Here is a 14,647-nt window from a genome sequence, read left to right as displayed (position 1 = left end):
ATTTGGTTTCATCTCGATATCATAACATACTTTGTGTTGATTTAGTAGTACCATTAAATTCATCTAGTCCAGTTTTTTTAGGTCTCCAATCTTCTGGTTCAAACTCTTTAGGTAAACTTTGTATGATTTTATCTGATTCTATACCAACATATACAGCTCTTTCTATTATAGGTATCATATCCACATTACTACAAGGATCATTCACTATGCCACTATCTTTATCTGCTGTGATTTTATATCTATCAACTATCCATTCAAGTGGTGTTCTGCCATTAACTGTATATTGTATATTTGGTATGTTGTCAAATACGGTAATTTTATTAATCTGTAATACAGTAGTATCTTTTACTCGTTTTTTACCCTCTTTTTTGGTTTTGAATCGAAGATTTTTCACTCCATCAAATTTATTTTTTGGTTTTCCCAGATTATATCGTTTACATGTATCAAAATTTAAATGAAGTTCTGCAAGTCTTTTCCCCACATCACTGAATTTTTTAAATTCAGGAGCAAGTGGGATATGAGGTAATTCTCGTATTAAATTTGCTGCGAATTTTTTACGATATCCGGTATGATGTAATATTCCATATATATAATAAAAAATATCTATTTTTGTTATTTTAACATTATTATAAAAATTTTGATATTCATTAAGCATATAATTCGTAATGTTAAATTTTTTATTACCATTTTTTTCATAGATGTATAACGGAAAACATTGAGCATGATGTATCACTTCTAAATCTGGGATCATGTTAACTATTGATGTAGAAAATTCCCCAATGAATTTATCAGGTACTATAATTAATAAATTTTTTGAATTTTTGTCTGGAAAAAACTTAGGTATAAGAAAAACGCGATTGTTAAAAACTCTATCAAAATACAAATATTGTTTAAAAAACGGTCTATATAGAGACAGTCTTATTTTAGTTTTGTCAAAATGTGATTCAGTTTTTTTAAGTCTATTTACAAGATCTTCAGTCCATTTAGCTTGCTTCGGATTTACCAATTTTTTATTCCACCCCTGCTTATTACAATAATTTATGTGTCGTTGCATATTATTAGTCAAAACAGATTTAGAAGAATTGTAGGTCCACACATCACGACCAGTTGCTACTCCCAAACAATATGTTTGAAATATTACATTTTCACTCTTTCCAGATTTTGCATTTTTTGTTCCTAATGAAGTATAATTTGAAAAAGTATCATTTCGTTGCTCTATCCAGTCATGATGTTTATCTGGTATTATGTTTACCCAATTTTTTATACCCTGAATGGATTTTGCATTTTTTATCATTTCTAATTTTTTTTCTCTATTGTAATAATTTCCAATATCTTTGTAGTGTATAGTACAACCTTTTTTGGCAGGATTCTTTACCAGTATTGTTATTGCCACAGGAGCTCGTGAACCCGAGCCAAATATTTTCCCGCCTTCCTTTTTTGAGAGTTCACCTTGCGTTCTTTGATTACCTTTTAAATCAAAACACCAAATTTCGTTAAACTCTTCTTCAAGAGATGCTCTGACGCCAGCAGCCGTGTTTGATTTTAGAAAACTAGCATTTGTTACAAATGCTATAATGCCAGACTTGCCTATTCGATCACTTGCCCACCGTAGAGAACGAATGTAAGAATCATGAAGGGTTCTTATTGAAGATACAGTGGTTTTTTTTGCATATGTATTTTTAATACTATTATCAATTTCAGGGTATAATACGTTAGGGCTCTGATTGTTGTAATTGCTTTGTCCAGCAGAATATGGTGGATTACCTATTATTATATGAATATGTGAACCTCTTTGATTTCTAATACGCTCATGAGCAACCTTGAATGTATCATCTAATGTACTTGATTCTTGTCTGTAGTATTTACCCTGTCTATATTTTGGATTAATTCGGAGAGTGTCTGTATAAGTCATTCCAGAAAATGGCACATATCTACCCTTTCGGAGACTTGAATATGTAGTTTCAATATTTATCGTCGCAATATAATATGCAAGTAAAATAAGTTCATTTGCATACAAATCATGTTTATATTTTTCATAGATATTACTTGTAATTAAACCGGACTCTAAAAGTCTAGTGATAAATGTTCCAGTTCCAGCAAATGGTTCTAATATCTTTACAGATTTGTCATTAAATTCAACATCAAAATGTTTTTTACATAAATGTTGTGTACTATGAATAATAAAATCTACTATTTCAACAGGCGTGAAAACGATACCGTGTTGCTCAGTATTTTTTTTATCAATACTTTCAAAAAAGTTCCCATATATTTTTTTAATAAAATCCTGTCGTGCTGCACGTGTTGTTATGTGTCTAGTTTCATTTCTTACATCATTATAAAAATCTTTTAATTCTTCAAGTTCTTCATCAAGTTTTATCTTCTTAATCATTTTATCAAAAGAGATTGATATGGGATTGTATGATGTAAACTCACCTTGAAATAATACATCAAACACTCTAGATAATACCATATGCTGAGATATTACTTGTACAGTGGCCTCCTCTGTCACAGAGTCATTTATCATAATTTGAAGACTGGAATGAAATTTTTGAATTTCCTGTTTTATCATTCCATTTGATTTCATTTTATTTCTGATTCGAACTTGTATAGTATGGGCAGTCTGCCCTATGGTCTGACCATATTTATCATAATAATTAATATCACCTACTTTTTCAACCAGTTTGGATTTTACTTTGTCAAAGAATTTAGTTTGAATTTCCTTATCCTCATAACCATCATCTAAAACTGATACACTTATTCGCGGTGTGGGGTTTGTGTTCTCTGTACGTTTATCCAAAATTAGTGTGTTTATCTCACTTCCAAAATCTTCGTCATGAGAACGTAATGCGTTAAGTACCTGCCATACCACCTTGAATGTCTTGTTGTCATTCAACGCCTCGTGTTTTTCAATTCCGGCAGGAATTGCAACCGGCAATATCACATAACCAAAGTCTTTATTTTTTGATTTGCGCATGACTCTTCCGACAGACTGAACTACATCAACGCGAGATTTACGTGGATTCAGAAATATGACACCATCAAGTGCAGGTACATCTACACCTTCAGCAAGACATCTGGCATTAGATAATATACGACAAGTGTTAGGATCACTAGTGCTCTCGTCAAGCCAACGTAGTTTATCACGTCTTTCAAGTGCTTTGGTTTTACCATCAACATGTTCAACATCCACACCAAATCCAGAGTGTTTTTTTTCTTCATATTGTTTTACAACATTTGCAAAACTTCTATTAACATCATTACCATCAGTAATTTTGCCTGCAAACATCATAGAACGATCTATTCTATTTGCAAATGCGATCACTCTTTGTAGTAATTTAGGATGTTTATCATCATCAGGGTATTTCAAACCATGCCAAACAGCAGCAAGTAAAGTTCTTTCATCAAGCGGTATAGAATTATCCTTATCTGCAACTGACTGCTGAAAGTCTTTGTCTACAACATCTGCAGGAACAATTGCAATTTTCACTTTAAAATCAGCAAGAATTTTCTGTTTCACAGCATCTGTAAAACTAAGTTTGTGAAATTCAGGTCCATATTTTTCTTCATCATCCATAGAATAGATCACTTTACCAAATTTAGCCTGTATTACATCACTATACACACGAGGAGTGGCAGTCATGTAGAGTCTTTTTTTAGCATTAATATTGGAATTTTTATGAACTATAGTAAAGAATGATTTATCTTCAACGCCCGTAGTACGATGTGCTTCATCACATAAAATGAGATCAAAGGATTGTTTGCCCATAGTCTTTCTCACTACATCAATAGAATGGTATGTAGAAAATATGACAGTAAGGGTGTTTTTTGGTCTAGATTTCAAATATGGTGATAACGTCTGATAATCTGTAGATACAGGAGATTCCAATTCAGTAATAAATCCATCTTCGCCTGTACTTTTATCTGAACACACTGCCAAATAGTAATGTTTCAATGTAGCATTTTCAGACCACTGTCTCATACTTTGTAGGATTAGAGATATTGATGGAACTAGATATAATATAATTCCACCCTTCCCTACCTGTTGTTCAGCAATGTGTAGTGATGCAAGTGTTTTACCCGTACCACATGCCATGATCATCTTTCCTCGGTCATGTGTACTTAGTCCATGCAGCACATCTTTAACAGCGATTTGTTGATGTGGTCGAAGCGTCTTTGGATTCTTTACAGATAATTTTGGAAAAGTATTCCATTCAATACTGCTATCTAGCAGATGATATTTTCTTAATATGGTACACTTGCTGTCTTTGGTAACCTTTTGAGCATGATCAGTAATATTATCCCCAGTATATACGAGCATTTTATTTTTCATCTTCATGGAAGCGGCTTTGGCAAGAAATGTCGATACAGATTTCATATCCAAAGTACCATCATCTGCATAACATTTGCACTGTATTGCACACAGATTTCCACTCACTCTTTCTTTAGCCACAATATCTATGCCTGTATCATGTCCATCATTTTTTGGGTATTCTTTCCATAACCAAATTTTTTCAAATCTGTTGGCATAATGTTTGTCTGTGGTAAGAAAATCTTTGGTCAGTTTTTCAAATTTGGTTCCTAACTCAACAGTATTTTTTGATTCTTTTCTGATCTTACTTAAAATAGTTTCAAATGTCTGAGTCAAATAAATCAACACTCATATAATTAGTAGAATTATGGTAAAATATAACGTTATAAATTTAAAGTGTATCATTTCATCTATTGTATAATCTACAAACAAATGCTAGAATAGTATGATACATCTGCCTAGACCCCTAAATTTTCATGTGTAAATACTAAAAATTTTTTATTGTTAGGTAGAAGACCTGATAGTATACACTAATAACCATAAAATTATTATTCACATAATTGATAAATAATAATGAATGATTACAACATATAATATAGGTGAGAATTTTAAAATAAGATACAAACTACTCAACGAAGAAAATCAACAACCATTATACAGGTATATGAATAAGAAATACATAAATGAGTTTTTTAAATCTGGCACTCTTCACATTCCTTCATTTGAAAGATGTAGAAATCATAAATCCAATATAAGGCAAGATCCGTTTGATGGGTATTATTCTGAAGAATGTGAAAATGATAGTAAGGGTAATATAAAATTGACAGATGGTACCTTTCATAACTCAAATTTTAAAAATAGTGATAAAAATCATACTGATTTTGTAGAGGTTGTTAGTAGAAGAACAAGAGGTCATGTACTATCAACATCTACAGAGTTAAGTTCAAAACTTCAAAATCATTTTAAGACAGATGGTATTCTAGAAATTACAAACCCCATAAGATTTGGGAAAGCTATCTTAGAATCATTATATCAAGCTAAACGTATGATCATAACTCAAGTGCTTTATGAAAATAATATAGATATGAATGATTTTAAAAATTTATTTGAATTTATGATTAAAGATGCAAAATTTTCTAATGAAAAAGAGTTTAGATTTGTTTTTCCAGTTGATAAAAATGATAATTGTTCAGACTATATAGAAATTAAATGTCCAAAAGCTATACAATTTTGTAATATAAAAAATGCATGTGAAAATAAAATAAAACAGATGAATGTCAAAGGAAAATCACTATTAAAACAAAACGAGTCGAATTCAGCATTGTTTTATCAAGAGATTACACGTCGTGGTCTAGATGATGTGGACAGTAATTATGAAATTGGATTGGTATGGATGTGTATGGGAAAGTATGAAGATGCAATGTGTTGTTTTGACAGAGCATTAGAATTAAATCCCAAGTTTGCTAGTGCGTATACAAATAAGGCATTCATACTATGCAAAATGAAAAAATTCGATGTAGCGTTAAAAAATTTAAATAAAGCATTAACTATAGAGCCTAATGCGAAAACATACTATAACATAGCAGTAGTCTTAAAAGAACTCGGTATGTATTACGACGCATTAATCTATATTCGAAGAGCAACAAATTTAGAGCCAGATAATGTAAATTGGCATAACATCAGAGATGAATTTTTAAAAGAATTTAGATGTTATGGATTATGTTAAGTTTATTACCTATGAAGGGTTCACTACAAAATATACAAATACTAACATTTTGGTATTTGTAATTATTATGTAAATATTATTTTTTGAATGTTTTCAATTATCTTTTCATCTAATGGAATAATTGCATGTGGGTTAGAAAATATATTTCCATTAATTTTTATTTGGTTATCCAGATACACTCTACTAACCACTATAATTCCACTTAACACATCCACATTCATAGTTTTATCATAAATTGAATCTTTCATATTTATCATTCTGCTATCTATTTTGTGGTCATTCTTATTGTATTTTATCTCAATCCCGGGACTACCAACAAATAATTCCATAAATATAAGTTGAGGATCATCCATGTAATTATTATTATCTATTATTATAATTACAGGTATCTTGAGAATCGCGTAGGTCATGGAGCTGTTCATTTAATTTATCAACAATTTTAGAGGTAATTTTATTCTTAATTTCATGTACTGTCCTCGTATACTCTGTCCGAAGATCTTGTTTCGGTGTAATTATTTCAAAAATTATTTTTGTATTTTCCACAGTTGTTTCTATATCCCCCCTCCTACCATTTTCATATTTGGGTTCTAAATTTGTTTCAAATTTTTGCTTCAATCTTGATGCAACTTCTAATCCTGTTAAAACATCATATAGTTTCATATTGTCTTGAAAATCATTTCTGATCATTCGTGTACCTTGATCGTTGTTCTTAAATTTAGATAATACTGTATCTATTTCCTTTATTATAGCAAATGAATATCTTAAGCGTCTTTCTTCTTTGTCTAATTTTAATTTTAATTCATTTACAACTATTTTATTATCTGTTCTATAAATTTTTCTCTTAATTTTTTGTGTTTCAGATATACAATATTCAATCTGAGATAGTTTTACTATCAACATATTATGTGGTTTATTATTGAATAATTTTACTAAATTATCTTTACCAAAAAATCGGTTTATATTAGGAAATTTGTTTAAACTAATTTTCATTTTTTGTAACTCGGGTATTTTCATATCTTTTTGAATCTCGTCTAGCTTGAAAAGTAACAACAGTACACTATTATTTTTAAATTCACTCTCATTTTTTATAAAATTATATTTATCTTTATCCCAAATATTTCCATTATATTTTATCATACTGTCAATGATTTTCGCAAATTCACCTATACGTTTAGGAGTAAATCCATTATCAAAATAATTTTCTAGAATAAGTTGCAGTATTTTTAGTATGAGTTTAAATATTTTTTGTTTTTTATAATTTAACGCATTTAATAATTTAATGAGAATCATCAATTTTATTGATATAAATTCTTGATATCACATTAGACAAACACGGTGTTTTTCTATAATTATTTTCACATTGTATCCACATAATCATAAAACTATGAATAGTGTTTAAATCACCATCTCCCAGCAAATCGATTGTACGATATTCATGATAATTATTTCCAAAATCTTTACATTCTGACCATTTTTTAATTATTTTCAAATATTCTATTGCATTGTGTGAAATAAGTTCTGTAAATTTTTGATCGATTTCTTTTTTCAATTTTTTATTATTCGTATCTGATAATTCTTTTAATAATTTTACAGTAAATTTCTTTTCATTTTTGTTCATGGAAGTTAGATACACAATCATTTCTGACTTGATTGTGTCATTACATGTCTTTACAATACGTAACAAATGAGTTTTAATATCATAATCTGATAAACCAATTCGTACTAAACATCTGACTGCGAAATTTTTTAATTGGTTTGATTCTGATTCAGAAAGAGATATTATAAATTTATGAATAGTTTTAGGAATATTCTGATTAGATGAAAAGAAAATTTCAACAGTACATAAAAAACCAATTTTTTCTATATCTGTTAATTTTCCATCTACTTTATCAAAAAAATCATCTAAGTTTTTTTCATATATTCCGTTATACAAGTAACCCAGTACATATGCTATGTCTAAATCACTAGTTTTAATTAATTCTTGACATAACCATGTTGCAATTTTTGCATTTTGTTTATGAAGTTTATTTAAATTTTGGAGAATTACAAATGAATTTCTGTTTTTCGCTAACATTATAATTATATCAAAATATAGTTTATTTGGCATTGCATAATTGATAAGATATTTTTCAATAACTTCATGTATTTGTACGTTCTGATTTATGCTAATTTTGATAAAATTTAACATATCTTCTTTTGTTTTTATCAAATTGTTTTCACGTAATAAGAATTCAATCTTACTTACATCTGTTATATAATCTTCTTTAATTTTTATTAATATTGTATCTAAAGTACGCATACATCTATTTGTGAACAATAACCAGCCATATATTTTTGTTTCATTATTAATGATAGAAACATGAAATTCAATCGAAACAAAATTTGTACACTTTCAAATTCAGAGATTTGTGGAGCATTGTACAATCAAGTGTTTTTAACCCAACCCACTTTCCATGTATTTCATAATCAGTTCCTTCTTGAATACACTACTAAATTACAATCTTTTTAATTTGATCGCAAATTTTGCTTTTTCTGTCCGTTAGATATTTTTTCTTATACAAATCACTCATAAATGCTGTATGTTCATGTACATCTAACAAATACTTGTCTAGTGATTTATCAAAAATATTATCAATTATCCCAAGAGTTTTTTGTAAATTCTTTTAATCTATTTCATCTGATGCATCCTTACGCCCAAGATAAAACTGTGATAGACCAGCTAGCGAATAGAGATATTTTGTTCTATAATTCTTTTTGATAAATATGTCATTTTGCTTCTGTATCAAGTGGCTTGACAATATTTGAATAAAGCTTTGTGTCATGTTAATTGACACATGAAAAACACAAAAATAACTAATCAAACAAGTAAAACACTAGAACCACTAATACAAGGTAATGAAGTCACCTCGAGGCTGACCAATATGGGAACAAACAATACTATAACCAAAACAAACACTATCAAACAATCAAGAAAAGTAAGGACGTCACCCAATCAGGACATAAAAAGATGGTTTGAGAGTCTAGTACGAGGAAGCACAGTCACTGCTGAAGTACGTCTAAGAAGACTAGACAANGTTTGCGAGATACATAATATGGCACCAATGCAACTTGTGGATATTGAAATTAAAGATCTGAGGACAATAACAAATTTACTAGAAGATCATATAACAATGATGGAACAAAAACATCACTCTCCAAAATATATCGAAGACTTCATGGTAATAAAATCCTGGATGAGACACTTTGATATAGAGATTAACATNTAAATCAAAGTATCAAATCCATACCAAATACATACACTAAAAAACGAATGTGTTCTAAATGGACAAAAATTAATCGAAGTTTACAATAGAGCACAACTACTAAANGAGTCTGTAATGATATCTCTAATGACAAAATCAAGACTACAACCAGAAGTTATTGGGAATCATGATGGAATATATGAACTGAGGATATCAGATTTACCAGATGTGATAATTTACCAGATGTGATAATTTATAGATGTGATAATTCACCAGTGTGTGGCAATATGTATTCAGAGTACAAACATGATTATTGTGAGAGAACCATCCAAGGCAAGGCACCGATACTTTACATTTAGTACAATATCAGTTACATCACAATTGCTATCATACCTCAATGACATATTGGTGCATGGAGAGTCACTAAATGCAGATTCACCAGTAGTTGCACCAGATCACATCTACAAGACACGTAGGGGAAATAATTACAATAAACCATTCCTACCAACACGACAGATTAGCAAAAGAATCAGAGAAGTCTTTAAATCACGATTCAACTAGAGGCCTTACGTCCTCAGAGCGTTCTTTGACACTCAACTACTAATTGCAGAATCCAAAGGAAAGATTGCAAATGATTTCAAATCATTCTTTATGGGACACAGAGAAAACATTGAGGCACGGTACACCACGAACAAGAGAATACTCTCTGAAATTCTAATCCAAGAGATGCGTGAATCTTTCAATAGATCTGAAGTTCATTTAAATCTTGAGAGTATCAAAGTTGATCCAATCGTTCAGCAGAAACAAAAAGTGCAAAACATCATACAAACTACAATACCAGAGTAGCTTGGACGAGTACTAGAGATGCTAAGTAGCATCGGTAAAACAGTTCAAGTCAATGCGTAAACACTCCAGAGAATGCAGAAGTATTAAGCACTCAAGGGTATCGATTCGTAGGCACTCTTCCAAATGGTAAAGTGGTACTAGAAAGAGTTGGAACCCACAATGTGGATGGACCGGGAGGGATTTGAACCCACGACCCTTGCGGAATATACATTCATACGCAGTGTGAGTGCGTCATCCTAACCACTAGACAACCGGTCCAATTTTTTATAATTCGTAGGTTTTTTGTATCTTTGTATGAATCAATTGAGTAATAAAATCATACACAAGAGTAATTAAAGATAGAATAAAAAATAGTTTATTGTCAAAATATAACACCACTAGTGTACATGAAATTAATAAACATCAATATAATTCACCCATAATATTTGCAGGGTTTGTAGGTCCCGGACTTGTAGGTACATTAACGGTACACCATATGATCAAAAATCTAAAAATGAAGGAAGTTGCATTTATGAAATCGCCCAATATGCCACCGGTAACAGTATTTATGCAAGGAAGATTACGTCACCCATTCAGATTCTATACCAACGAGGAGGGAAATATCTGTGCAATTATTTGTGAAATCACTCTACCAAAGGAAGGATTATTTTCCATGACAGAGGCAATTCTAAATTGGGCAGAAGAGAAAAATTCAAATGAAATTATAATACTAGATGGAGTTACAAGTGACAAGGAACACGATAAGCAAACATTTTGTGCTGCTGAATCAGATATGTGTAGAATTATGGAGGACAAAAACATCAGTATGATCCCTCAAGGATTCATAACCGGTGTTACAGGAAGCCTACTCAATGAATGTTTAATGAGACCAATACGTGGTGTTACACTATTAGTTAAGGTTAAAGACAAAACAAATCCACTAGCAGCTGCTACATTGATTCGCTCAATAAATAAGGTATATGGAACAAATATCGATACTGAAGAGTTGGAGAAAGAGAATGCAAGATTGGGTAAAGAATACAAAGAGATGTCAGAAGAGTATCAAAAGGATCGTTCTGCAAATTCAGGCATGTATATGTAAATTACACATAATTTCAAGACAAACTTGAGTATTTTTTATGATACGAAATTATCAAGTCATATGATATAGCCAGATGTGTAATATCACTTTTTTAAACCACCATTAATCAAGTAAATAGCATGGAAATACTACTAAACATAGGGCTAGTAATAGCCGGATTAGCTTTGCTGTGTTTTGGTGGAAACTGGCTAGTAAGCGGTGGGGAGTCTATTGCTAAAAAACTTCGAATGAGCCCTATGATTATTGGTATGACCATAGTGGCATATGGAACATCTACACCCGAACTTGCATTCAGCTTTGCAGCAATATATCATCCGGATATAATACTTGGAAATATTGTTGGAAGTAATATAAGTAATATTGGAATGGTAATAGGAATTTCAGCTATAATTCTCGCATTAACTGTAAATAAAAAATCAGTTCAAAAAATTATTCCAATTATGATTGGCGTGTCATTATTATTAGTGATACTATCCATAGACGGCTCTATCACTTGGCACGATGGTATACTACTTTTAGGTATTTTGATCATTTTCACATTATACATTTACAAAAATTCAGTAAAGAATAGAGAAAAATATGACAAGAGTATCAAAGTGAATATCCCAAAGACGATATTATTGATTGGTCTGGGGATAACATCATTGTATGGCGGAGGAGTGTTGGCCATAGATAATGCAGTTGTGGTAGCTGAAACATTTGGCGTGTCAGAGAGAGTAATAGGGCTTACTGTAATTGCGATAGGCACGTCTCTGCCTGAATTAATCACATCAGCAATTGCAATTCGTAGAGGAAAATTAGATATCGGAATTGGAAATATACTAGGAAGTAATATTTACAATATTTTAATGATAATCGGAGTGGTATCACTAATAACAACCATACCAGTTTCAGCACAGATACATGTAGATTATACAATAATGATAATATTCTCACTAGCATTAATTTTACTATTAAGAACAGGTAAGATTAGTAGAAAATTTGGAGTTGTTCTAGCATCCGGTTATGTCGCTTATATAATAATGACATTAATTATTTAATTTTGGGATTTACATATCTATAATTTTTTGATTTTATCATATTAAAGAAAGAGCCGAATTGTGTAGAGTCTACAACGTTTAATTTCTCAAATGCAGGTTTGCCCTCAAACGTCTTTAGTATATCATAAGTGGTACTTCGCTCAGCAGGTATACGATTAATGGATGTGACAAGATGGCGTATATCCTGAGGTCTTAATAATTGACCATACTCTGAACCGGCAGATGTGGATATACTCTCATTCATCAAAGTTCCACCAAAATCATTTGCACCCCACAACAATAACATTTGAGACATGGGCATACCCTCCTTTACCCAAGACATTTGGATGTTAGGTATGGAGTCATACAGCATGATTCGGGAAATTGCATGTGTCAGTAAAACTTCATGTACGGTAGGACCTGCACGTAAATCATCGGCAAGATGGTGAGTGTACATTGGAGCCTCATTATGAATAAAACTTAGTGGTACAAATTCAGTGAATCCACCAGTCTCTGTTTGTATGTCACGTATCCTTGCAATGTGTTTTACTCTATCCATTGAGGACTCTATGTGTCCATACATCATTGTAGATGTAGTGCGAATTCCCATCTTGTGCGCAGTTTTAATGACATGTTCCCAATCTTCCACGCTGATTCTACCAGGTGAGATTTTATCACGAATGCCCTGATCTAGTATTTCACTNGATGTGCCAGGAAGGGTATCCACACCTGCATCCTTTAATCTAGACAAATACTCACGTATAGACACACCAGAATTTGTAGCACCATATAGTATCTCCTCTGGAGAGAACCCATGTATGTGAATATCAGGCATTTTAGATTTTATGGCTCGGCATATATCCTCATACGTATCGACCGGCATGTCTGGCGCAAGTCCTGCCTGAATACACACCTCTGTTGCTCCCAAAGAATACGCTTCTTGCGCTCTGCGTACAATTTCAGATGTGGGTAACATGTAGGCCTCAGATTCATCTCTAAAGTCACGACTAAAGGCGCAAAACCCACATTGTTTAACACAGACATTTGTAAAGTTGATATTTCGATTCACAACATATGTCACTAAATCTCCAACGCTTTTTCCCCGAAGAGAATCTGCTGTCATTCCAATTAAAGGGGAATCATCAGTTGAACAGTTGTATAGTGTATCGGCACCCTTTACACTCAGTACATCACCGTCCAACACAGACTGAAGAGTGTCCACTATTTTAGAGTCAAAATGTATAGTGTGTAATAGAGTCATCTCCAAAAACTACTCTTCACTAAATCATTTTCATCGGCTATACGTTTTGTTGCATCCTGTACACGTCTACTAGACATGTGTAGAAATTCAGGATATACTGGAAATCTACATTGTAGTGTATAATTATTCAAACTGCATTTTTCAGATACATCATTTATGGCAGGCCATGAAAATTCTGGATTCACATGATCTGGTGTAAAGGGGGATATCCCACCCCAATCATTTATGCCTAGATTCAGAAACGTATCGTATGAGGTAGGCGACAAATTTGGCGGAATCTGGATATTCATAGTAGGAAGTATCACTCTACACAAAGACACTATCATTTTAAAATAGTCAAAAGGGGCAGCGTTACAAGACTCCATACTGGTTGAGGGTTTTGGTTGGAAATTTTGTATTATTACTTCTTGAATATTTTGATATCTGTTATGAATTTTTTGAATAGCGTATATAGAGCGAATTGCATCCATCGGGGTCTCCCCTATACCTAAAAGTATTCCAGTTGTCATTGGAATACCGAGTCTTCCTGCATCATTCAAGACACGTATTCGAGATGAGGGTTTTTTGCTAGGAGCCAGATGATGTGCCATGCCAGGTTTTAGCAACTCCTCACTAGTACTTTCAAGCATAAGACCCAAACTTGCATTAGTGTCAGAGAGTTTTGCCAACTCGGAATAATCCAGATTGCCTGCATTTGTGTGTGGAAAAAGACCAATATCAAGCAACATCTCAGACATGTCAATTAGATATTCCATGGTAGATGAATAGTTCATATCAGCAAGCCACCGTTTGGCAAGTGGATACGAGTCTGGATTCTCACCGGTAACAAGTAACGCCTCTACACATCTATACTTCATAGATAGTTCTGCCAATTCTTGCACAGAGTCTTTGTTTAACATCGATAGACTAGCATCATTAGGAGTTGCCTTGTATGTACAGTAGGAACATGTATCAGAGCATAAATTTATTACATTAAAAAATGCTTTTTTCGAAAAAGTAATGTTACTCCCCTTGTGTTTTTTGCGTAAAACATCTGCAGTTTGAAATAATTCGGCAGTATTATTCTGTGAATAATCATATAATAGGATGGATTCATCATATGATGGCACGTGACCTTCAAGTGCCTGATTTAATGTTTCATTTTCAAATATCAGTTCAGACAA

The 14,647-nt window shown here is 32.0% G+C and carries 11 protein-coding genes and 1 tRNA gene; 5 read left to right on the top strand and 7 right to left on the bottom strand.

Annotated elements, in window-relative coordinates; all coding sequences use genetic code 11:
• Positions 1-19: 19 nt before the first annotated feature.
• Complete coding sequence (locus tag R1F52_06520; protein WOV92759.1) at positions 20-4,645, bottom strand: type ISP restriction/modification enzyme; 4,626 nt, start codon at positions 4,643-4,645, stop codon at positions 20-22.
• 241 nt (positions 4,646-4,886) lie between these two features.
• Here R1F52_06520 and R1F52_06515 point away from each other — a divergent pair, with 241 nt between their 5' ends.
• Positions 4,887-6,035 (top strand): tetratricopeptide repeat protein, encoded by a 1,149-nt coding sequence (locus R1F52_06515; GenBank protein WOV92758.1) that lies wholly within the window; start codon positions 4,887-4,889, stop codon positions 6,033-6,035.
• 65 nt (positions 6,036-6,100) lie between these two features.
• Here R1F52_06515 and R1F52_06510 read toward each other — a convergent pair whose 3' ends face one another.
• The 3 genes from R1F52_06510 to R1F52_06500 are packed head-to-tail and all read right to left on the bottom strand — an operon-like array spanning position 6,101 to position 8,244.
• Complete coding sequence (locus tag R1F52_06510) at positions 6,101-6,388, bottom strand: hypothetical protein (protein ID WOV92757.1); 288 nt, start codon at positions 6,386-6,388, stop codon at positions 6,101-6,103.
• Between the two features lie 10 nt (positions 6,389-6,398).
• Positions 6,399-7,325 (bottom strand): hypothetical protein, encoded by a 927-nt coding sequence (locus tag R1F52_06505; protein WOV92756.1) that lies wholly within the window; start codon positions 7,323-7,325, stop codon positions 6,399-6,401.
• A complete protein-coding gene (locus tag R1F52_06500) occupies positions 7,312-8,244 on the bottom strand; it encodes a hypothetical protein (GenBank protein WOV92755.1) in 933 nt (310 codons plus the stop codon). Before R1F52_06500 ends, R1F52_06505 begins: the two co-directional genes overlap by 14 nt.
• A gap of 1,339 nt (positions 8,245-9,583) precedes the next feature.
• On the opposite strand from R1F52_06500, the gene R1F52_06495 reads away from it, so the two are divergent.
• The gene (locus R1F52_06495; GenBank protein ID WOV92754.1) at positions 9,584-9,838 is read left to right on the top strand and encodes a hypothetical protein; all 255 of its coding nucleotides are present in this window, start codon (positions 9,584-9,586) and stop codon (positions 9,836-9,838) included.
• A 90-nt stretch (positions 9,839-9,928) separates the two neighbouring features.
• Positions 9,929-10,123, top strand: a complete 195-nt coding sequence (locus R1F52_06490; protein ID WOV92753.1) for a hypothetical protein — start codon at positions 9,929-9,931, stop codon at positions 10,121-10,123.
• Between the two features lie 166 nt (positions 10,124-10,289).
• On the opposite strand, the gene R1F52_06485 is transcribed toward R1F52_06490, so the two are convergent.
• Positions 10,290-10,381, bottom strand: a tRNA-Val gene (locus R1F52_06485).
• Between the two features lie 100 nt (positions 10,382-10,481).
• On the opposite strand from R1F52_06485, the gene R1F52_06480 reads away from it, so the two are divergent.
• The gene (locus R1F52_06480; protein WOV92752.1) at positions 10,482-11,204 is read left to right on the top strand and encodes a PAC2 family protein; all 723 of its coding nucleotides are present in this window, start codon (positions 10,482-10,484) and stop codon (positions 11,202-11,204) included.
• 119 nt (positions 11,205-11,323) lie between these two features.
• Positions 11,324-12,244: a calcium/sodium antiporter gene (locus R1F52_06475; protein ID WOV92751.1), complete on the top strand. Its 921-nt coding sequence runs from the start codon at positions 11,324-11,326 to the stop codon at positions 12,242-12,244.
• Here R1F52_06475 and cofH read toward each other — a convergent pair.
• Together cofH and cofG are read right to left on the bottom strand one after the other, a co-directional pair.
• Positions 12,237-13,484: a 5-amino-6-(D-ribitylamino)uracil--L-tyrosine 4-hydroxyphenyl transferase CofH gene (gene cofH / locus R1F52_06470; protein ID WOV92750.1), complete on the bottom strand. Its 1,248-nt coding sequence runs from the start codon at positions 13,482-13,484 to the stop codon at positions 12,237-12,239. The genes R1F52_06475 and cofH overlap by 8 nt on opposite strands.
• Positions 13,481-14,647 carry a 7,8-didemethyl-8-hydroxy-5-deazariboflavin synthase subunit CofG gene (gene cofG / locus R1F52_06465; protein WOV92749.1) on the bottom strand — a complete coding sequence of 389 codons (1,167 nt, stop codon included), beginning with the start codon at positions 14,645-14,647 and terminating at the stop codon, positions 13,481-13,483. Before cofG ends, cofH begins: the two co-directional genes overlap by 4 nt.

The sequence above is a fragment of the Nitrosopumilaceae archaeon AB1(1) genome (assembly GCA_033471095.1).
Lineage (GTDB): Archaea > Thermoproteota > Nitrososphaeria > Nitrososphaerales > Nitrosopumilaceae > Nitrosoabyssus > Nitrosoabyssus spongiisocia.
Note: the sequence above shows the minus strand (reverse complement) of the source record. Positions and strands in the feature narration are given on the sequence as shown.

Coding starts and splice junctions, on each gene's coding strand:
- R1F52_06515 (WOV92758.1), top strand. CDS start 4,887: ATGATTACAACATATAATATAGGTGAGAATTTTAAAATAAGATACAAA.
- R1F52_06510 (WOV92757.1), bottom strand. CDS start 6,388: ATGGATGATCCTCAACTTATATTTATGGAATTATTTGTTGGTAGTCCC.
- R1F52_06505 (WOV92756.1), bottom strand. CDS start 7,325: ATGATTCTCATTAAATTATTAAATGCGTTAAATTATAAAAAACAAAAA.
- R1F52_06495 (WOV92754.1), top strand. CDS start 9,584: ATGATTATTGTGAGAGAACCATCCAAGGCAAGGCACCGATACTTTACA.
- R1F52_06490 (WOV92753.1), top strand. CDS start 9,929: ATGGGACACAGAGAAAACATTGAGGCACGGTACACCACGAACAAGAGA.
- R1F52_06475 (WOV92751.1), top strand. CDS start 11,324: ATGGAAATACTACTAAACATAGGGCTAGTAATAGCCGGATTAGCTTTG.